This window comes from Loktanella salsilacus, assembly GCF_900114485.1.
Classification (GTDB): domain Bacteria; phylum Pseudomonadota; class Alphaproteobacteria; order Rhodobacterales; family Rhodobacteraceae; genus Loktanella; species Loktanella salsilacus.
Genome location: NZ_FOTF01000030.1, coordinates 1 through 18303, shown reverse-complemented (window position 1 = coordinate 18303; position 18303 = coordinate 1). Strand labels below are relative to the sequence as shown.

Sequence of the window (18303 nt, the reverse complement as noted above, 5' to 3'; positions counted from 1 at the left end):
CGGATCTGTAGGTTCAAAGCGCCGAGAGAGATGATGAGGGATACGCGGGGACTGGGACATGGGCATAATCCGATCAGGAAAAGGGGGAGGGGGCCTGCGCACGAGGGGCGCGCAGGCGAAGGTGGGTGCAAAGGGGCGGGTTTATGCTGCCGTTGCCTTGTAAGGGCCGCGTCGAAGCGGTTTGCGGGGTGCGGCGACCTATCTGCTACTTTGGTATCGTTTGAGCCTTACGGGCGATGTGTCGACATGCGGCGGCGCAGGTTGCGCGGGCTCGTCACCGCTGTAGAACCTGACGGCGTGGATGAAGTCGCACAGCTCGTTGCATCCACGTCGGTCTGTGGCAGGCGAAGGGCAACGTCATCCAGAAGGCCATGCAAAACCTCCAGGGCGGCAGCGTGGTAGATCTCGCCTTGGGTGTTGATGGCATCCCCAAAGGTGGCCTTTGGCACGATCAGGCCTGCATGTCGCTCCCGCATGGTGCGGTGACAGGCCGACTCCTCCCGCACCGCCACGTTGCCGGAGGGCAGCAGCATCACGCGCAGGATCTCGGTCTTTATGCCGCGTGCAATTCCAAGCTGGTGACGCAGGCGCTTGGCAGGGCGCGCCGAATAGCCAAGCTTCACCACCGGCAGCCCCGGCAGATCAATGCGAAACAGGTAAATGAAGCTTGGTTTGCCAGCCCAGTTTGCCGCGCAACCGCCGCAGCTGGTGTCGCCCCAGGCCATATTGCCGATGCTGACATCCTGGCGGTGGCCACAGCGATGGCGGTAGCGGCGGTAGCCGGGGCGACGGCCTTTTGCCTTTCCGGCAAGGTTCCAGCCGAAGGCTTGCGCTTCCGTGCCATAACGGGTCTCGCGGCAGGCCGGGCAATCAATCGCGTGGCCACCAGCTGCGGCTTTCTCGACGCGCAGATACTGCCGCCGGACAACGTGGTCGCAGGGCAGACGGAAGTGACCATAGTGGCGGTGCTGTGCATCGGCAGCGATGAGCTCCGCGCCGATGGCTTTCGCCGCGGCGGCCCGGCGGCGCTGGATGCAGGCATGGCAAAGCGGGGCGTGGTCGCGCATGACGTTAATGCGCACGACGGCTGGCGTGCGGCAATCATGGCAGCGCAGCACACAGCGATAGCGGTCGACGACGCGTCCGAGGATGTCGAAACCCTTCGACCGGGCGATGGCAAGCCAGGACGGATCAAGGGGTAGTGCGACGGCAGGATAGCTGGTGCCTGCGATCAAGAAGGCGGAGGGCAGGCGGGTGTAATCGCTCATAAGAACGTTCCTTAGAAAGAGGATATGGTTGGAACCAGGCAAAAGGCTGCCGTTGGCATCCGGATGTGCGGATGCCTTAAGCTCAGATGCAGGTTTAATGGAGGATGTGCCGTATCGGATCGGCCGGGATCAGGAAGGACCGAAGTCCCAATCGAGACAGGGGTCAATGTAGGGAGCCGAATGCTTTGTCTGGGTCTGCTCGATGGCAGCAGCAAGACCGCGTCCCACCAGACCGCGCAGATCATCGACGTTATCAGGATCGATCACGGCATAATCGTCAATGGCGGCCTCGATCATCAGATCGACCACCTCAGCCGTGGCCAGCAGACGCGAGGCTGAAGCATTCTCAAGCGGCAATGGAGAGCGCGCACAGGCGGCGGCTGCGTGACGCAGACCTGCTGACCGCTGCGCGATGGGGTAAAGGTCAAGACCATCGGATTCGAGCAATAGCAACATCACCCAAGCGGCATCCGACAAATGCCAGAGCGCACCCTTATCGGAGTAGTAGAACGCCTCAAGCGCCTCATAGGCCTGCGCGTGAGTGTCGGCAACTTCCGCCTCAAAGCCCAGCAGGGCGGTATCGAAGCCGGAAGGATCGAGGCTGGCCTCGGCGCGCTGCAACTTTTGCATCAGCGCAAGGCCAGCGTCGAAGGCCAAAAGCGATGCGGCTGCTGCCTCGGCAAGCTCGATCGGCACGATAGGGGTTTTTAAGCCACGCGGCGGCGTGTTAAAGAAATTGGTAGCCATGAATATCTCCATAGGATTGTCGTGGTTAGCATCGGGCGGAGAGCGGGAACTCTCTGCCCATGCGAACAATATGGTTCACTGGTACCATTTAGTCAAGGACTGTTGTATGGGAAAAATGGGCCGCCCAAAAACGGACACCATGTCAATAAACGTTCGCCTCTCTCAGGCGACGATTGATCAAATTGATACCGCGAGGCGAAAGGAGACTGATCCTCCTACGCGCCCCGAGCAAATTCGAAGGATCATCGAAGATTGGCTTGTAAGAAATCCGCAGGACTGAGCTACTTATCGTGCTCAGAACAGATCGGTCGTGGCGTGGCATAACTTGGCTTCATTTCCAATTTTCGTCGCACTACTGACGTCGAAATGATCTGGCATTTATGGACCATTTGTTCCAACTATCGCAGATGCAGTCCATCATTCTCCCGATCACCATAAAAATACCAAACGCTACTGTAGATAGCCTCGCGCGTGACAGCGGCCTTGCCTGGAAAACGACCCGACTTGTCTTGAAAGGGCAGGGGACAATCGCATCGCTTGATCGCCTTCGGGTTGCGCTGAAGCTGAAGTGGAGCTGGACCCCTTTGGATCAGGGCGTAGCGCCCGGCGCAGCCCTGGCCGCCCGGCGCCAGGCGAAAGGCCTTTCGCAGCGGGCTATGGCAACGAGGCTGGAGATCAGCCCACAAACGATCGTCACCCTTGAGACGCGCTTTGCTGGGCGTATAGATACCCTGCGCCGATACTTGCGCATTTTGCGCATCAACGATGTTCTGATTGTGCCTTCAAAACGCTTAGTGCCTGGACAGAATGATGCCGCCGCTGATGTTGTCTATACTCCGCGGGATCTCGCATACAAAATTCAGCAAACATTTGCGTCGGAAATACGCGGCAGCGTTCTTGATCCAGCGCGCGGTGATGGCGCGTTTTATAACGCTTTCCCTGAGTGGGTCGATAAACATTGGTGCGAGGCGAGCGAAGGCCAAGATTTTTTCGATTGGAGCACCCCAGTCGACTGGATCGTCACGAACCCACCGTGGTCCATCTTTCGCGACTTCCTTACTCACAGTCTTCGCATCGCTGACAACATTTTGTTTTTGGCACCGCTTACGCACTACACGACGAAGAGCCGGGTTAAGCTGATTGCCGATGCAGGATTTGCGGTCAAGCGCATCGTTATGGTCCCGACACCTGCCGACTGGCCAGCGTCGGGGTTTCAACTGGCGGCTGTTTGGCTACAGAAAGGTTGGAAAGGCCCGGCAAAGTTTGAGACGATGTAAATGCACGCGATCGGATCAACGCCGTAGGTTTGGGCGGTTTGCCGACATTCGCTGCACCTGCAAACTAAATGGGCACGTTGTCAAAAAGCAGACGCTCAGGGCCATGACCCAGTTTTTTTCGGGGTGCATCTGCAGCGAAGTTCGGCAGTGAGCCCATTTAGGCGGGTGCGGCAAGTCGCTCAAATGCGACTGTTCGAAACCGTTAGCAGGGAAGGGACAAGATTGCCCCCAACAAATTCGTTGTTGGCGTGGCCTACATGATGATGCGCAAAAGGTGCTATGTGATCACGCGTCATGGCTGCTTGGTCTGACTGGGTAGCAGCCAAGCCTGCAGAAGGAGATTGCTCCGGCGATCAGGTTCTTTCGCGGATACGCCAAAAGATTAGCGCGACGATGGGTGCTTAGCAGGGGGACACTTCATCTTCGCTGGTGCCAGCCGTTAGCCTTCGTATGGTGCAATCCGGTCGGCGGACAGGGCGTAGCCGACCTCTGCCAGATGCGTCGCGATCGAGACCGTTCCAAGCATCCCCGTGATGGTCACGGCGTCGAACATGCTGCCTTGCTCAAAGGGCTTTTCGGTGGTCACAAAGACAAGCTGATTTGCTGGCGGGGGCGGCACATGGATGCATGCGCCGACGTAAGGCACCAACATGAACGCAGTCAGGCCGGTGCCGCTATAGTCAAGTGGCACAACAAATCCCGACAGGCGCACGGTCTGCCCGTTCCAGTCGGTCCGGCTGCCTGTGGACACCGGCTGCCGGGACGCCATGTTGCTTTCGTCATGCGGCAGAAGGCTCTGCATCTCGTTCGGTATTGCAAGATTGCCTTCAGGCAGCAGATCTTTCCAATCCAGATCAATGACCGTCTCGGCATAGCTTGGACGCGCAAACGCGAAAGCCGATAGGGCCAGCAGCATTGTCCGGCGGCTTGGCCCAATGCTTACCATTCGTAGACCTCAATCTTGTCAGCGGTCAGAGCATAACCGATTTCGGCAAGGTCAGTCGTCTGAAGCTGCGCCTGCAATGTGCCGTAAATCCAGATCGCGTCCCAGATGTCGTCGCCGGGCCAAGGCGTTTGTGTGTTCACAAAGACCAGTTGGTTGGGCGGCGGCGGTGGCACGTGAATGCAGGCGCCAAGGTAGGGGACCAATAGGAATTCTGTCATGCCGTCCGACGTGATTTCGAGTGGCGTAATGTAGCCGGGCATCTTGATTTGCAGTCCGTCCAGTGCTGCGTTCAGCTTGACGCCGTTTTCATCGAAGATGGGCCGCCATGTGTCAGTTTGTTCATCCAGATCGCCTTCGCCGATCACCTCGGCGTAGGGAATACCCGGCGGCACAAGATCGTCCCACGTTATCTCTTGGTAGGATGCGGCACGGGCAGCGGCGGGCAATAGCAGGCCACTGGTGGCGCTCAGCCCAAACTGTCGGCGGTTCATTGTGATCATCGTTATATCCTTACTATCATACCGTCGGCCAACGACAACCTATAGGCCCGCAACGCTGGCACAAGGCTGGCAACCGCAGCTGCCAGCACGACGGCAGCAAGAACGGCAAACTCTCGCCCGCTTGGCTCATCGATGGGCAACCAAAGGCCAAAGGCCGCGTCGACCATCGGCTGCGCAATCCATAGTCCCGCGTAAAGCAGCGCAAAGCCCAAAGCCGCACCTATCGCCGCCATCAGGGCAGCCTCAAGCACCATCAGACCCAAGATCGTGGCGGGGCTGGCCCCCATCGCCCGCCAGATCGCCATTTCGCGGCGGCGTTCGTTCAGGCTGGAAAATATCATCGCCATCATTCCCAAAAGCGCCGTCACCACGACCATGCCGGACACGGCGACCAGTGCGGTTTCAGCAACCCCGACAATCTGCCACAGCTCTTGCAATGCGACACCGGGAAGGACTGCCAACAAAGGCTCCTGTGGGTATTCATTGATCCAGCGCTGTAAGCCAAAGATGTCCAAACGCGATGACACGCCAACCATCGCGGCAGTGATGGCGGTTGGGGTCAGGTCCATTTGGCGGATCGCGTCGACCGGTGTTGTCTGGCCGCCCGCCAGCGCACCGCCTTGCCAATCGACATGAATCGCCTCGATCGCTTCCAGACTAATGATGACAGTGCGGTCAACAGGCGTGCCTGTCTTGGTTACAATTCCGGCCACGCGGAAGGGTTGGTCGTCGTGCTGGGTAAAAGATGCCAGCCCATGCGACACAACAATCGGATCGCCGACAGCATACCCCAACGCCTGCGCCACGTCGGCCCCAATGACGGCATCATAAAGGTCATTCAGTCCATGCCCCTGCGCAAATGTAAGCGCCCGGTCGCCGCGATATTTGTAGCGCTCAAAGAACGCATTCAACGTTCCCATGACGCGGAATTGGCGATGACTGTCGCCCAAAGAGATCGGCACAATCCAGTCCACCTCTGACCGGGCCGCGATATCCTGATAGCTTTGCCATGTGACGTTGTTCGTGGCGTTGCCGATGCGAAACACTGAATAAAGCAGCAGTTGCACTGATCCTGACCGCGCGCCGACGATCAGATCTGTCCCCGAGATTGTGTCGGCGAAACTGGCGCGCGCCCCTGTGCGAACCTTCTCGATGCCAAGGAACAGCGCAACTGACAAGGCGATGGATAGGATGGTCATACCGACGGTTAACGACCGCGCAAGCAGCGACCCGGTTGCGAGGCGCAGGATCATGCGGGAACCCTTTTTGTTGTTACGATTTCGTCCAGCCGCACGACGCGATCAAAATGCGCGCCCAGCCGCTCGTCATGACTGACCATCAGCAAGGAAGAACCCGCATCAGCCACTTGATCGAACAATAATTGCAAAAATGCGTCCTGCGTCGCCGCATCAAGCGCGGAGGTGGGCTCATCCGCGACGATCAGCGGCGGTGCCCCGATCAAGGCACGCACCACGGCGACGCGCTGCTGTTGCCCCACACTGAGCCTTCCGGCCGGCATATAAAGCAAGTTGTCCGGCAGGCCGATTGCCATGCAAAGCCTGCGCGCCTCTGCTATCGCATCTGCCGCACGCGCGCGGCGTTCTGGCGCGAACCGCAGAGGCAGCAGGATATTGTCAGCTACACTCGCGTAGGGCAGCAAGTTGAACTGCTGAAAGATGACACCGATCCGCGCGGCGCGAAATCGGTCCCGGGCGCCCGCGCGTAGCGCCCCCATATCCGTTCCCGCAATGAGGACCTGCCCGCGTTGCGGGGTTGCGATTCCGCAGATGAGCGACAGCAATGTCGATTTCCCGGACCCGCTGGACCCAAGTAGTAAAACGCGCTCGCCCGGTGCCAGCACGAAGGCGGGGCAGGACAATGCAAAGCCCCCCTTGCCGGGCCACGCAAAGTGCACATCAACCAAGGACAGGGGAGCATCAGTCACGGTCAGTTCAGGTCCAGCTGCGCGACATCGCGCGAGATTTCGGTGCGGCCTGCCCCAGTGGCGGTGACATACTCAGCCTCGATCTCTTGGGCGTTGGCAAACTGGTCGAAAAACGGAAGAGACAGCGACGTCAGCGCATCCGGCGCATCACACGAATAGGTATAAGTTGCATGAAACGCGCTGTGTTTAGCACCTTCGTCTTTGTGGTCCGCATCTTCAGCATGTTCCGTATCAGCGTGATCGTCGTGGTCATCATGCTCTGCGGCGTGGTCGTTGTGCTCGGCGGCGTGATCATCATGGTCTTCGTCGTGATCATCGCCAAAGTGCAAGTGCGCGCTCGCGGCGGCCAGTCGACAGCCAGCGGCGTCAGGCAGCGTTACGATATCGTCGGGCTTCAGCAGCCGGCCGACCGCCATGGCGACCGCGTCCTTGTCGGCATCGGTTGAAGCCGCGTATTCGAACCCCACGATGTCCAAACCTGGCGACGTCAGGTCGAGGGACAGTGTTCCATCTTCGACGGCGACTTGCAGCGTGCTGACTCCGTGGACGTGTGTGCCCAATTCCCGTGTCTCCTGCGCATGGGCTGGGACGGCAATGCAGCTTGCTAAGATGACGGTTGCCAAAGTTTTCATGATGTATCCTTTTCGAAGTTTGACCGTTTCGCGCAAGTGTGTGCTGTGGCGGCTGATGGGGATGTGAATAGCAGGCCTATGCTCGATATTGTTCCTAATCGGGTTAGGAATTATTTCCCTATGAAAGCAGACACCAAGGCAACCACAGCGCGTATGTAATGTTATAACATTACATACGTCTACCCACTGATTGATTGCAATAGCATTTTCACCAAAATGCCTCGGTTCAGCGCGAACTTGTCGGTCCCATGTCAACTATTGGGCGAATTGGCGAACCTCATCATTGTTGGCTTAAAGCTATCGACGTTTGCGAACCTTAAAGCCACATTGGTGGCGTCTGCATCGAACGGCATGGAAGTCCCTTCAGCGGTTATCAGGGCCGAGCGCAACGTAGGTCCTGATCGCGCCCCTTTACTACTTGCCGTCCCGCAGCATCTCGTAAGTGCGAAAATCCAGCTCGTTGAGGACGGCCAATACCGGTCATCCATCAACCGCTGCATTCGGTGGCACAGCTTCAAGGCATCCGAAGGTGGCATGATTGTAAGTGGTGGCGCGCATGTCAGCGCGAGTTCTGAATCATCGGGTGGTTATCAATGGCCGAGGACCCACAGAACCAGCGGAATTGTGGCGATGGCGGCAATCGTCTGAGACGTGACGATACCTGCCATCAGCGTGCCATCGCCGTTCAGTTGCCGGGTCAACACATAGGAAGTGGGAGCCGTTGGGATGGCTGAGAATACGACCAGCACGAGCGCCTCGACCCCGCTAAGGCCGACGGAGCGCGCGATGAGTGCGGCGAGCAGGGGCATCAGCAGGAGGCGCAGGGCACCGCTTGCAACCAGGGTTAGACCGTCGCATCGCAAGGCAGCGGGTTGCAGGGCAGCACCTACGCAAAGCAGTCCAAGCGGCAGGCTGGCTTGCGCCAGAAGGTCAAGGAAGCGCCCAGTGCCAAAGGGTAGGCCCCACCCGGTCAGCGCCAGCGCGATACCCCCCAAGCAAGCCAAGATTAGCGGGTTGCGCACCATGGTGCGGAGCATGGCAAGGGGGCGGCGGGCCTGCCCCGCCTCGGTCAGAGCCATAATCGACAGGACGTTGACCAAGGGCACTGCGATCGCAAGGTAAAGCGCCGCCCGTTCGATCCCCACGGGTCCGGCCAAGGTCGCAAGGATGGCCAGTCCCAGATAGGTGTTGAAGCGCACTGTGCCTTGCAGCAATGGGCCAAAGCGGGCGGCTGGCAGGGGATAAGCGCGTCGGGCCAGGGCCAAGGCCAAGGCGGCGAAAAGAATGATTATGACGGCCGCACAGCCCAGACGTAGCAACTGTGGGTCGCGGACGGGTGCATCGGCCAGGCTGCTGAGCAGAAGGGCGGGGAAGAGCAGGAAATAGTTGATCCGTTCGGCGGCGGGCCAGAAACCGGGATCAGGAAAGCCGCGTCTTACAAGGATATAGCCAAGGCAGATCAGCGCGAAAAGGGGCCAGATGGTGAAGAAAAGCACTGTGATATCCCTTTGGCCCTGACCTACGCAGACAGGGAGCCGCGCGGGTGTCGTTGCAGCTCCGTTAAAGACCGAAGCGCAAGGAGGGACAAGCGGATTGCTGGGGTATTTGATTTGAGATCTTGTTGGATTTCAGGTGTATAGGCGAGACCGACCGTCTCTATGCGTCAAATGATTTCCGCATTTAAGATCACCCCCGCTAAGGTCTCTTCCCCGCCCCCTATGATGATGCCAACCCTGCCGAATTCAGTTTTTGCACCGGCCGCGAAAGCTAACTTTGACCGCAGACCGACGTTTGGCCGACAAAATGCTGCCAGATGCTTGAATGGCTGGTTCGACGGGCCGCACCGGAGCATCTTGAGGTGGTGATGAACGGCAGCTAAGGGCCGGAAGTGACATTCGCCACGAAGGGCGGAAAGCCGCCGTTCGCCGCACCCGCAAACCAAAATGGGCAACCTAGAGAAAACGGACGCTCAGGGCCGCGCCACAATACTTTTCGGTGTGCATACGCAGCGAAGGTCGGCAGTGAGCCCGAAGTACCCCATGCTGCACAAAGGTAGAATTGATGCGATGCACGCAGAGCTAAAATCAAATCTTTCTTCAGTTCTAACCCAGCGTTTGCTGGTTGGCTCGAATCCACGCATCAGCTTTAGCCGCGCGGGCGTCCATAAACTTCGCAGCATTGGTATTCGGATCAATCAATTCCTCGCAAAATGCCGCGTTCAGCACAGAGAACATAGCGGTTTTAGACAGTCGTGTGAGGGTCGTGTGCTCCCGGCGATTTCCGCCACGGCGTGCCAGTTTAAGTTTCCGTTCGGCACCATCCGGTTGTCTCTGCCTGCCTATCCGCGCTCTTGCTTTGGAAAGTCCCGTTCGACAACAGCTCACACCTAATCGTTCAGGCCAAATCCAGCCCATCACCACCCCTTCCAACGTTTAATCAGAGAGCTAGCCGCACATATAGCTCGCTGCGATTGGGTTTGCGGACTTAACACGTGGTCGAGATTTAGGCATCGCAACTAAAGTTCTGTCAGTTTGGTCCAACTCCGGCCATAATCGGCACCTACATGACGATTAGGGCATTGATTATACAGCTGAGTGGAGACTGATATTCTTCGGGATCAAGTTATGGAGTGTGGCAAAAGCGATCATGAAATGAAAATTTTGATTGTAGATGATGATGTTTTTATCATTGAGCTTCTCGGGATGGCTCTCGAAGCTATGGGGTTCGCAAATTTTGAGGCCGCGAACAACGCGCACGAGGCGCTGGCCATGGTCAAAAGAGCTAATGATCCATACGAATGTTTTCTGATCGATATCCAAATGCCGGGTATGGACGGAATGGAGTTGTGCAGGGAGCTTCGACAGGATCAGGCATACAAGCGCACGCCGATCATAATGCTGACCGCAATGTCTGATCGGGAGTACATCCAGAAGTCTTTTTCGGCCGGTGCGAACGATTACATCGTGAAGCCTTTTCAGTTCAATGACCTGATGGCTAGGATCGAGACGGCAGCGCGTCTGAGCCGCCAAATTACATCCACTGATCGGCTTGTGCGTCAGATCGCTTCGGCATGTCAGGGCCAGGGCATTCTATCGGGGCTAAAGTTTGAGGATGCTGTCAGCTTCGAAGGCACGACGGGCTACCTTGAGCAGCCTGCGTTCAGAAATTACATCGACCGGATGGAGCGCAGCCAATTCCGCCTTGGCGGGGTCGCCTCGGTCAAGTTCCAGAACCCTCTCCAACTTTTCGAAAATTCGACCCCACAGGAATTTTTGGGCCTACTTTCAGACATAAGCGAAGCGCTTTCTGTCGCGTTGAGACAGGAACAATGTCACTTCACTTATGGTGGGTACGGATGCTTCCTCGTCATGAAAGTTGCTACTGAAAAGTCCAATTTCCAGACTGAGCTTGAGTTTTTGGTAAGGAAAGAGCTCTCGCGCATAGACTTGCGCCATCCGGCAAGCGACCTGAAGCCAATAGAGATATCTGTTGGCCGCGTTTTTCTTAAGACGTCCGGCGATTTTGACAGCATCGACGAAACCCTGCTACGTGCGCGCGAGCGGACACAAATCAAATGCGCATAGGGGCAACTCTGTCTGTTGATTTATGTGAGAATTTGACCCAGCCTTTCGAAACGTCGTGAGCCATCAGCTGTCATCAATTCCGTCGACGTTGAATGAGCTTTTCATAAGCCAGACGGGTCAGCGCTAATTGAAAAATTGGGTCAATTCGAACCGGAAATCAACAGAAATACATTATAACGGGCGTCAGTGCTCTTTTTTCGGATTGCCCACCCTGTCCTTCTGCCAACGGCTTTAATTTAGTCCAGAGCACAGTCCACCGAAAAGGAAGGCGCAACCCGCTGGGACATGCTCAGGACTTTCCAACCAGCATGGTTTCGACCAGCTTCTGCACCCGGAGGGCTTCGCCTGGTGACGCAAGCCTGTTTGGCTTTCCCGCGATGCACAGAAGTAAATCGTCCAGCTGAGCCTTGAGACTTGAGGCACGCGGATCCGCTGGTCGCTCTGACGTCTCGATGAAGTCCCCGCCATCAGAGACGGTATCGACGTAAAAGTCTGTAATACGCCGACTGACGACCAATCCTTTGATTGTCAGTTCCTGTCGATCCGGTTGCGCGCCCCCGATGCTAGCCATGATGGTCACGGGCCGCCCATCAGCAGTCTCAAGTCGGGCCAGCATGTGGGTTTCACACAGGGTAGACCCAGCTGGATAGGAGGGGTGCGCCCAGACGACCGTAAGCGGGCCAAGGATGCGTTCGCAGAAGAAGAGAAAGTGCGAAATCACTTCCCGGGTCATACCGCCCTCATTGCGATACCGAAGCCAGTCAGCCGCTTGCTGCCATGCACGTGGCCAGGCCGGATAGGTCACGACGATATCCGCCCCAACAATATCGCCCAATTCACCCAAACGCGCGGCTGTTGCCACACTGGTCAAAGCTGCGCCGGCCGCTTGCGTAAAATTCACCGCAGCGGGAACGCCGCTTTCGGTCAGACGCACCACAAGATCCTCGCTCTCAGCGATATCGACGCCAAGCGGCTTTTCAAGAAATACAGCCTTACCTGCAGCGGCTGCAGCCAGCGCATAGACTTTGCGCGGACCCGGAGGACAGGCAAGGTATACGATATCCGCAGAAGCGATGGCTTCCTCTGCAGAGCCGGTGATCGCGGCACCTTGCGCCAGGGCCAGCGCCTTCTGGCAGGCGTCCGGATCGGGATCCCAAAGGGCAACCGGTTCATAACTCGGGTGTTGCACCATGTGTTCAAGCATCCTGCGCCCCATGATCCCTAGGCCGATTATTGCTGCTCTTTCGATCATCTGCGACGTTCCTTGATCAATCTGTCTTCGAGGCGAAAAGGAACGCGTCCATCGTTACAAGTGCGCCCAGACCTCCTCCAACCTTTTGCGTGCTCCGTGGATCATCGGCAATAGAGGAGGACAGATATACATCTCCCGCGGCTCAACCCTATCAGCGCTACAGTCCTCAAAATTTTGCCCCCCATCCCATTCCAACACAGCAGTAGCGCTTCAGACCCAAAGCCACCTGCATTAGTTTAGGCTTTGCCGATTCATTAACGAACCAACGCTTCTGCGCTACGGCCGACCCTATAACAAACCCATGCCGGAAGGACCCAAGCTGCAGACTCACCTTGAATCCATAGCAAACAGTCCCGGGACACCGGCACTTGTTGTCAGCGGAAGCCAACAGGGTTGCTGCGCAAGCTTCTCGACATGACCGACTTCCTCGGCTCCTAAATTTACCGATCATACTCTACTCAGCGAAAGTCTGGTTCGAGCGTATTCTTCTGGATACTGCACAGCACACATGTTGCTTCGAAAGGGCGGTTTGCCGACATTCGCTGCGCCTGCAAGCTAAATGGGCACGTCCCAAGAAAGCAGACGCTCAGGGACACGACCCAGTTTTTTCGGGGAGCATCTGCAGCGAAGTTCGGCAGTGAGCCCACTTCGCTGAATGTAATAATTCGGACATGTTGTCATTAAGCAAGGCCAAGGGTGTGTATAATAAACTTGCCGACTGCATGAAATCGCTTGAACATTGGGAGACATTCAATGCCACGTGAGTTTGACCGCCACAACGAACGCGTCGAAGCCTTATCAGCAATTTCACGACTGCCTTCCTCGCGACGACATCAACTCATAGAAGAGTATCGCCAGCGGTCAGAGAACGCATTTGCTCATGCAACCTTGCGGAACTACCACATGGTTATTCGGCTTTTTGGTAAATGGTGTGCGGATCATGGATACTCACCAGAGCCTCCAGTTAGCCCTGAAATTTTGGCCTCTTGGGTTGATGATATGGGCGGCAAACTGGCCTCAAACACGATCGAAACGAGGCTTTGGGGTATTGCAGAGCTACATCGATCTCGTTTCCTGCCGTCTCCAACGCGGCATCGGCTTGTCGATTTGGCTTTGAAGGGCGTTAAGCGCAAGTATGGCACAACGCAGCGTCAAGCGCCTGCTCTTGGCAAAAAGGATGTGATACATGCGATTGATCGTCTGGGTTCAAGTCGCTTGGAGCTGCGTGACAAAGCGATGCTTTGGATTATGACTGACAGTTGGTGCCGTTCTTCGGAAGTTTCTGCTTTCAAAGTGAAGAACCTATTGCGGCAAGACGATGGGAGCAGCCTGCTCTACGTCAGCCGGTCAAAAACAGATCAATACGGTGAAGGTGCCTACGCCTATCTCTCCGCAAAAGGCACCTTGGCTGTTCTTGCTTGGATTGAAGAAGCTAAGCTGAAGGCAGACGATCCAATCCTGACTAAGTCTCAAAAAGGTGCACAACATCTTCCTCTTGATCCCGCCACAATTTCACGGATTTTAAGACGTTGCACCGGACGAAAGGATGTATCGGCGCACAGCACGCGCATCGGAGGTGTGCATGACGCGTTTCGAATTGGGTGCGATCTGTCATCCATCATGGTCGCCGGCCGTTGGACGTCGCCTGAAATGCCAGCGCGATACGGACGCAAGATTAGTGCACAGCAATCGGCCGCAGCCAAGGTGTCAGAAGCTTTCAACCAAGTCGCGATGGAAAGCGACAGTAAGTAGCATTGAGCTTTCACTTGGTATCGCCGCTAGGATTGTTCGTAGCTGTGTTCATCATCCACATAAAACCGGACGATATCGTCGTAGATATTTTTGTATGGGTTGGAGACCGGCTTCTACGCAACGACTGCCTGACGACCTGCTATTCGCGGTCTACTTCTGACTAGGGCTATAAAGAGAAACATCTCTTAACGGTTCTTTAACATGTTTGCTTCAATATTGAGGAGTCAACACGAGGTATACCGTGCAAACTTCTGAACCGAAAAAAATGTCCGACTATTTCATTGCCCTTGAAGCCGCCGCCGTAGAATATGCGTCAAAGTATGGCATATCTGAAGCGTTCTCGAAGGCCTTAAATAACAAGCCGTCAGATGATGCGTTCAAGAGGTTGGATGCCTACCTCAAGCAGCGGTGATATTAGTCCGACGAGCGTTTCAGCAACGCTGTTTATCGCGTCGGGCAACGGCACTCATTTATTCATGGATGAGAGGTCAGGCTCACACGCGAGCACTACGAAGCCCCACTCTCATAGGCAGACGCCAGCACCTCCGCGAACCCTAAGGCGGCTTTGTCCGCTCTGCCGCCGCTCGCCTTACGATTTCGCGCTGATTTCGTGTGCACCGCGGCGAAAGTCGGCAGTGAGCCCAATACAACCGATGCTGCAAGGTAGATTAACGGCTGCTGTGACGAGCTTGATCATTGGGATGCCTTTTTCTATTATGCAATGATCCGATGAGGAGTGAACGACGATGGACAAACGGCACCGGTAATCCGGAAACTCGCCCCCTGGGCGGAACTGCGGTTTAAGCGAATAACGCCCGGACTCCATTGAATTCACACTTTACGGAGCTTTCATGCCCAGATTGAATAAAAAAACAGCCCTTATAACCGGGGGTGCTCGCGGCATTGGTGCCGCCATCGCAAATGCCTTCCGTGATGAAGGTGCCGACGTGATCCTGACAGATATCGACGCAGAGAACGGGCAGGCCATGGCCGACCAGATCGGCGCAACATTTGCTCGCCTCGATGTGGCCTCCGAAGCCGATTGGAATACGATAGCTGAACGCTTTCCCGCCCTTGACGTGCTGGTGAACAACGCCGGTATCACCGGGTTTGAAGGGCAGTTCGATGATGCGCCACCAGCTCATGACCCAGAGAATGCTACTTTGGCTGACTGGCGGAGCGTCCATGCGGTAAACACCGATGGCACTTTTCTCGGCTGCCGTTATGCGATCCGCGCGATGCGCGCGAACGGTGCAGGCAGCATCGTGAACATCTCATCACGTTCGGGTCTCGTCGGCATCCCTATGGCCGCAGCCTACGCCGCCTCAAAAGCCGCGATCCGCAACCACACGAAGTCAGTCGCGCTTTACTGCGCCGCGCAGGGGCTGAACATCCGGTGTAACTCTATCCATCCAGCGGCCATCATGACACCTATGTGGGAACCGATGCTTGGCAACGGTCCTGACCGGGCAGAACGCGGAGCTGCAATGGTGGCCGATACACCCATGCGGCGGTTTGGCGAGGCGAAAGAGGTTGCAGCCCTTGCCGTGTTGCTCGCTTCAGACGAAGCAGCCTACATGACCGGCTCCGAGCTAACAATTGACGGCGGCATCCTCGCTGGTTCTGCTGCAACGCCTGGCGACTGATCTTGTGATGCGGCGGGCATTCTTTCGCCCGTTGCCGTGCCTGCACTGCGGACATTGGTGCAAGTGCAGCGAATTGGCGCTTTGTCCCGCAGACCGACCTTTTAGCCGAGCAAATGCTGCGCGATGCACGAGACGGGCTGCGCTTCATCATCTCGAAGAGGCGGTGTTGAGCGACAACCATCTTGGCCGGTGCCGACAACCACCTTGGCCGGTGGGGCTGGACGGAAGACGGGCTTGCCCGTCTGGAGGGTAGCCCCACCGGCCTGATTGATTTTGGGAATAGGTGCTGGTCGCTGCGGGTTGGTAAACTGGGATCCTCTGCCGTCAAACGGAGGATCAGGATTGGCCTATCAACTCATCACCGACCAGCAATTGAGAGTATACATGACCGACCTCCAAAATCACAGTCAGCGCACCGCGGCTGCCCGCGCCGGGTTCAGTGAACGGACCGCCCGACGTTTCGATGCTGACCCGACCCTGCCTTCCAACCGCAAGAGTGTTCACGCACGCACGGTGCCGGACCCCCTTGAAGACTACTGGAAGAGCGAACTTCTTCCTTTGTTGGAGAACGACAGTGCGTTGCAGGCTGTCACCCTGTTGCGTCATCTTCAGGGCGAGCATCCCGTGGCGTTTCCAGACGATCGTATCCGGCGGACCCTGGAGCGGCGGGTGCGGCAGTGGCGGGCGCTGAACGGTCCTGAGCGCGACATCATCTTCCGCCAGACACCGGAGCCGGGATACATGGCTCAGTCCGACTTCACCCATGCCGATGAACTGCGGGTAATGATCGCGGGACAAGCGTTCCCGCACCTGCTCTACCACTTCGTCATGGTCTACAGCCGGTGGGAACATGTCGGCGTGGTTCTCGGCGGGGAAAGCTTCACGGCGCTGGCCGAGAACCTCCAGCAAGCCCTCTGGTCACTGGGCGGCGTGCCGCAAAACCACCGAACCGACAGCCTCTCGGCCGCATTCCGCAATCTGAACATCGATCAGCGCGAGGATATAACCAAGCGCTATGATGCCTTTGTCGGCCACTACGGCATGGATGCCAGCCGTAACAACCGGGGTGAGGCCCACGAGAACGGGGCGGTGGAATCCCAGAACCGGCATCTCAAGACAGCTATCGATCAGGCGTTGATCCTGCGCGGCAGCCGCGACTTCGCATCCATCGAAGACTACCGGCGCTTCGTCGACATGCTGGTTGCCCGGCGCAACAAGCAGCGGGCGATGCCTGTGCAGGCGGAGCAGACGCACCTGAAGCCTTTGCCGCAGCGGCGCACCACTGACTTCACCGAGATCGTGGTGCCTGTCACCCGCACAGGTGGCTTCCTGGTCAAAAGCATCTTCTACAGCGCACCGTCACAGCTGATCGGTCAGCGCCTGCGTGTCCATCTGTACGATGATCGCATCGAGGCGTTTCTCGGCGGCACCCTCGTCGTCAACCATCCCCGGGCCCGCGGGCGCGGCGATGGGCATCGCGTCCATGTCATCAATTACCACCACGTCATCCATGCTCTGCGGCGCAAGCCACAAGCCCTGTGGAGTTCGATCTACCGTGACAGCCTGTTTCCCCGCACCGAATACGCCGAAGCGTGGAAGGTGCTGCAGCGGGACCTTCAGCGCCGCGACGCCTGCCGCCGAATGGTCGATCTGCTCTCCATCGCCCATGAACAGTCCTGTGAAGCGGAGTTGGCGCATTTGCTGGCAGCAGACCTCGACGCTGGTCGCGTGCCGGATCCCAAGGCCCTGGTGTTGCTGTTGGCTCCAAAGGCCACAGCATTGCCGAAGGATGTCGCTGTCGCCCATCCCTCTCTGGACAGCTTCGATGCGCTGCTGGGGGCAAGCGCATGAGCGCCCGCGAGATCGACATCCACACGCTGCCCAGCATGCTGACCGCGCTGCGACTGCCCAGCTTCCACAAGCTCTGGGCCGAGATTGCCACCCGCGCCGATACCGAAGGCTGGCCAGCCGCTCGCTTCCTTGCCGTTCTGGCGGAATTTGAACTGGCAGAGCGGGACATGCGCCGCATCCGGCGCCATCTGAACGAGGCGCAACTCCCCGCGGGAAAGACATTGGCAACCTTCGACTTCAAGGCCTTGCCCACCTTGCCACGTGCTCGCGTCGCGGCCTTGGCAGCAGGCGACTGGCTGGATGGTGGCGGCAATCTCATTGCAATCGGTAATTCCGGGACCGGTAAGACGCACATCCTCTGCGCCATCGGCCATGCTCTGATTGAGGCAGGCCACCGCGTCTTCTACGCCAGAACCAGCGACCTGGTGCAACGGCTTCAGGCTGCAAGACGCGATCTCGTTCTTGAGGCAGCCCTGGCCAAACTTGATAAGTTCGACCTGATCATTCTCGACGACATCACATATGCCCACAAGGATCAGGCTGAAACCGGCGTCCTCTTCGAACTGATTGCCAGGCGCTACGAATACCGCAGCATCGCCATTGCCGCCAACCAACCCTTCAGCGGCTGGGATCAGATCTTCCCCGACAAGGCGATGACCGTAGCGGCCATCGACCGCCTCGTCCATCACGCGAGCATCCTCGAGATGAACGCCGAAAGCTTCCGTCAGCGTGCCGCCGCCTCCAACAAAAGGGCACAGGCCGAAACGCCGCCGACAACCATCACCGACAACCAAAACGAAGGAGACACCTAACCAGAAACATTGAACGACACGCCAACCTCAGCGGCCTGAAAACCGGCCAAGATGGTTGTCGCGCGCGGACAAGGTGGTTGACGCTCTACAG

General features: G+C 57.4%; 15 protein-coding genes. 6 read left to right on the top strand and 9 right to left on the bottom strand.

Features of this window, described 5'->3' with window-relative positions; all coding sequences use genetic code 11:
- Positions 1–227: 227 nt before the first annotated feature.
- Together BM131_RS17575 and BM131_RS17570 are read right to left on the bottom strand one after the other, a co-directional pair.
- Complete coding sequence (locus tag BM131_RS17575) at positions 228–1268, bottom strand: GIY-YIG nuclease family protein (protein WP_090191553.1); 1041 nt, start codon at positions 1266–1268, stop codon at positions 228–230.
- Between the two features lie 129 nt (positions 1269–1397).
- Complete coding sequence (locus BM131_RS17570) at positions 1398–2015, bottom strand: hypothetical protein (RefSeq protein ID WP_090191551.1); 618 nt, start codon at positions 2013–2015, stop codon at positions 1398–1400.
- Positions 2016–2395: 380 nt separating this feature from the next.
- Here BM131_RS17570 and BM131_RS20055 point away from each other — a divergent pair, with 380 nt between their 5' ends.
- Positions 2396–3292 carry a helix-turn-helix domain-containing protein gene (locus BM131_RS20055; protein ID WP_139222691.1) on the top strand — a complete coding sequence of 299 codons (897 nt, stop codon included), beginning with the start codon at positions 2396–2398 and terminating at the stop codon, positions 3290–3292.
- Positions 3293–3731: 439 nt separating this feature from the next.
- Here the strand turns inward: BM131_RS20055 and BM131_RS17555 are convergent, their stop codons facing one another.
- The 6 genes from BM131_RS17555 to BM131_RS17530 form a co-directional block, all read right to left on the bottom strand.
- Positions 3732–4238 carry a DUF3299 domain-containing protein gene (locus tag BM131_RS17555; protein WP_090191548.1) on the bottom strand — a complete coding sequence of 169 codons (507 nt, stop codon included), beginning with the start codon at positions 4236–4238 and terminating at the stop codon, positions 3732–3734.
- Positions 4232–4738, bottom strand: coding sequence for a DUF3299 domain-containing protein (locus BM131_RS17550; protein ID WP_425434318.1), 507 nt, complete (start codon positions 4736–4738; stop codon positions 4232–4234). The genes BM131_RS17555 and BM131_RS17550 overlap by 7 nt, the downstream gene beginning before the upstream one ends.
- A gap of 2 nt (positions 4739–4740) precedes the next feature.
- Positions 4741–5991 carry an ABC transporter permease gene (locus tag BM131_RS17545; RefSeq protein WP_090191546.1) on the bottom strand — a complete coding sequence of 417 codons (1251 nt, stop codon included), beginning with the start codon at positions 5989–5991 and terminating at the stop codon, positions 4741–4743.
- Positions 5988–6683 (bottom strand): ATP-binding cassette domain-containing protein, encoded by a 696-nt coding sequence (locus BM131_RS17540; RefSeq protein WP_090191545.1) that lies wholly within the window; start codon positions 6681–6683, stop codon positions 5988–5990. Before BM131_RS17540 ends, BM131_RS17545 begins: the two co-directional genes overlap by 4 nt.
- A 2-nt stretch (positions 6684–6685) precedes the next feature.
- On the bottom strand, positions 6686–7315 hold the full coding sequence (gene zrgA / locus BM131_RS17535) for a zinc uptake protein ZrgA (RefSeq protein ID WP_090191543.1): 630 nt from the start codon (positions 7313–7315) through the stop codon (positions 6686–6688).
- Between the two features lie 590 nt (positions 7316–7905).
- On the bottom strand, positions 7906–8811 hold the full coding sequence (locus tag BM131_RS17530; protein ID WP_090191542.1) for an AEC family transporter: 906 nt from the start codon (positions 8809–8811) through the stop codon (positions 7906–7908).
- Between the two features lie 1155 nt (positions 8812–9966).
- On the opposite strand from BM131_RS17530, the gene BM131_RS17525 reads away from it, so the two are divergent.
- Entirely contained in the window at positions 9967–10899 is a 933-nt protein-coding gene (locus BM131_RS17525) for a response regulator (RefSeq protein WP_175499435.1), read from the top strand.
- Positions 10900–11188: 289 nt separating this feature from the next.
- On the opposite strand, the gene BM131_RS17520 is transcribed toward BM131_RS17525, so the two are convergent.
- Positions 11189–12151 (bottom strand): Gfo/Idh/MocA family protein, encoded by a 963-nt coding sequence (locus BM131_RS17520; protein WP_090191538.1) that lies wholly within the window; start codon positions 12149–12151, stop codon positions 11189–11191.
- 753 nt (positions 12152–12904) lie between these two features.
- On the opposite strand from BM131_RS17520, the gene BM131_RS20050 reads away from it, so the two are divergent.
- The 4 genes from BM131_RS20050 to istB all read left to right on the top strand — a co-directional run bounded on the left by BM131_RS20050 (position 12905) and on the right by istB (position 18212).
- A complete protein-coding gene (locus BM131_RS20050) occupies positions 12905–13903 on the top strand; it encodes a site-specific integrase (protein ID WP_139222689.1) in 999 nt (332 codons plus the stop codon).
- A gap of 851 nt (positions 13904–14754) precedes the next feature.
- Complete coding sequence (locus tag BM131_RS17510) at positions 14755–15549, top strand: SDR family oxidoreductase (RefSeq protein ID WP_090191535.1); 795 nt, start codon at positions 14755–14757, stop codon at positions 15547–15549.
- A gap of 384 nt (positions 15550–15933) precedes the next feature.
- Positions 15934–17400 (top strand): IS21 family transposase, encoded by a 1467-nt coding sequence (istA, locus tag BM131_RS17505; protein WP_090190784.1) that lies wholly within the window; start codon positions 15934–15936, stop codon positions 17398–17400.
- A complete protein-coding gene (gene istB / locus BM131_RS17500) occupies positions 17397–18212 on the top strand; it encodes an IS21-like element helper ATPase IstB (protein ID WP_090190782.1) in 816 nt (271 codons plus the stop codon). The genes istA and istB overlap by 4 nt, the downstream gene beginning before the upstream one ends.
- Positions 18213–18303 lie beyond the last annotated feature (91 nt).

Excerpts from the sequence above, each read along its gene's own strand:
- BM131_RS17545 (WP_090191546.1), bottom strand. The coding sequence starts at position 5,991 with ATGATCCTGCGCCTCGCAACCGGGTCGCTGCTTGCGCGGTCGTTAACC.
- BM131_RS17575 (WP_090191553.1), bottom strand. The coding sequence starts at position 1,268 with ATGAGCGATTACACCCGCCTGCCCTCCGCCTTCTTGATCGCAGGCACC.
- BM131_RS17525 (WP_175499435.1), top strand. The coding sequence starts at position 9,967 with ATGAAAATTTTGATTGTAGATGATGATGTTTTTATCATTGAGCTTCTC.
- BM131_RS17520 (WP_090191538.1), bottom strand. The coding sequence starts at position 12,151 with ATGATCGAAAGAGCAGCAATAATCGGCCTAGGGATCATGGGGCGCAGG.
- BM131_RS17510 (WP_090191535.1), top strand. The coding sequence starts at position 14,755 with ATGCCCAGATTGAATAAAAAAACAGCCCTTATAACCGGGGGTGCTCGC.
- BM131_RS17570 (WP_090191551.1), bottom strand. The coding sequence starts at position 2,015 with ATGGCTACCAATTTCTTTAACACGCCGCCGCGTGGCTTAAAAACCCCT.
- BM131_RS20055 (WP_139222691.1), top strand. The coding sequence starts at position 2,396 with ATGGACCATTTGTTCCAACTATCGCAGATGCAGTCCATCATTCTCCCG.
- zrgA (WP_090191543.1), bottom strand. The coding sequence starts at position 7,315 with ATGAAAACTTTGGCAACCGTCATCTTAGCAAGCTGCATTGCCGTCCCA.
- BM131_RS17550 (WP_425434318.1), bottom strand. The coding sequence starts at position 4,738 with ATGATCACAATGAACCGCCGACAGTTTGGGCTGAGCGCCACCAGTGGC.
- BM131_RS17555 (WP_090191548.1), bottom strand. The coding sequence starts at position 4,238 with ATGGTAAGCATTGGGCCAAGCCGCCGGACAATGCTGCTGGCCCTATCG.
- istA (WP_090190784.1), top strand. The coding sequence starts at position 15,934 with ATGACCGACCTCCAAAATCACAGTCAGCGCACCGCGGCTGCCCGCGCC.
- istB (WP_090190782.1), top strand. The coding sequence starts at position 17,397 with ATGAGCGCCCGCGAGATCGACATCCACACGCTGCCCAGCATGCTGACC.
- BM131_RS20050 (WP_139222689.1), top strand. The coding sequence starts at position 12,905 with ATGCCACGTGAGTTTGACCGCCACAACGAACGCGTCGAAGCCTTATCA.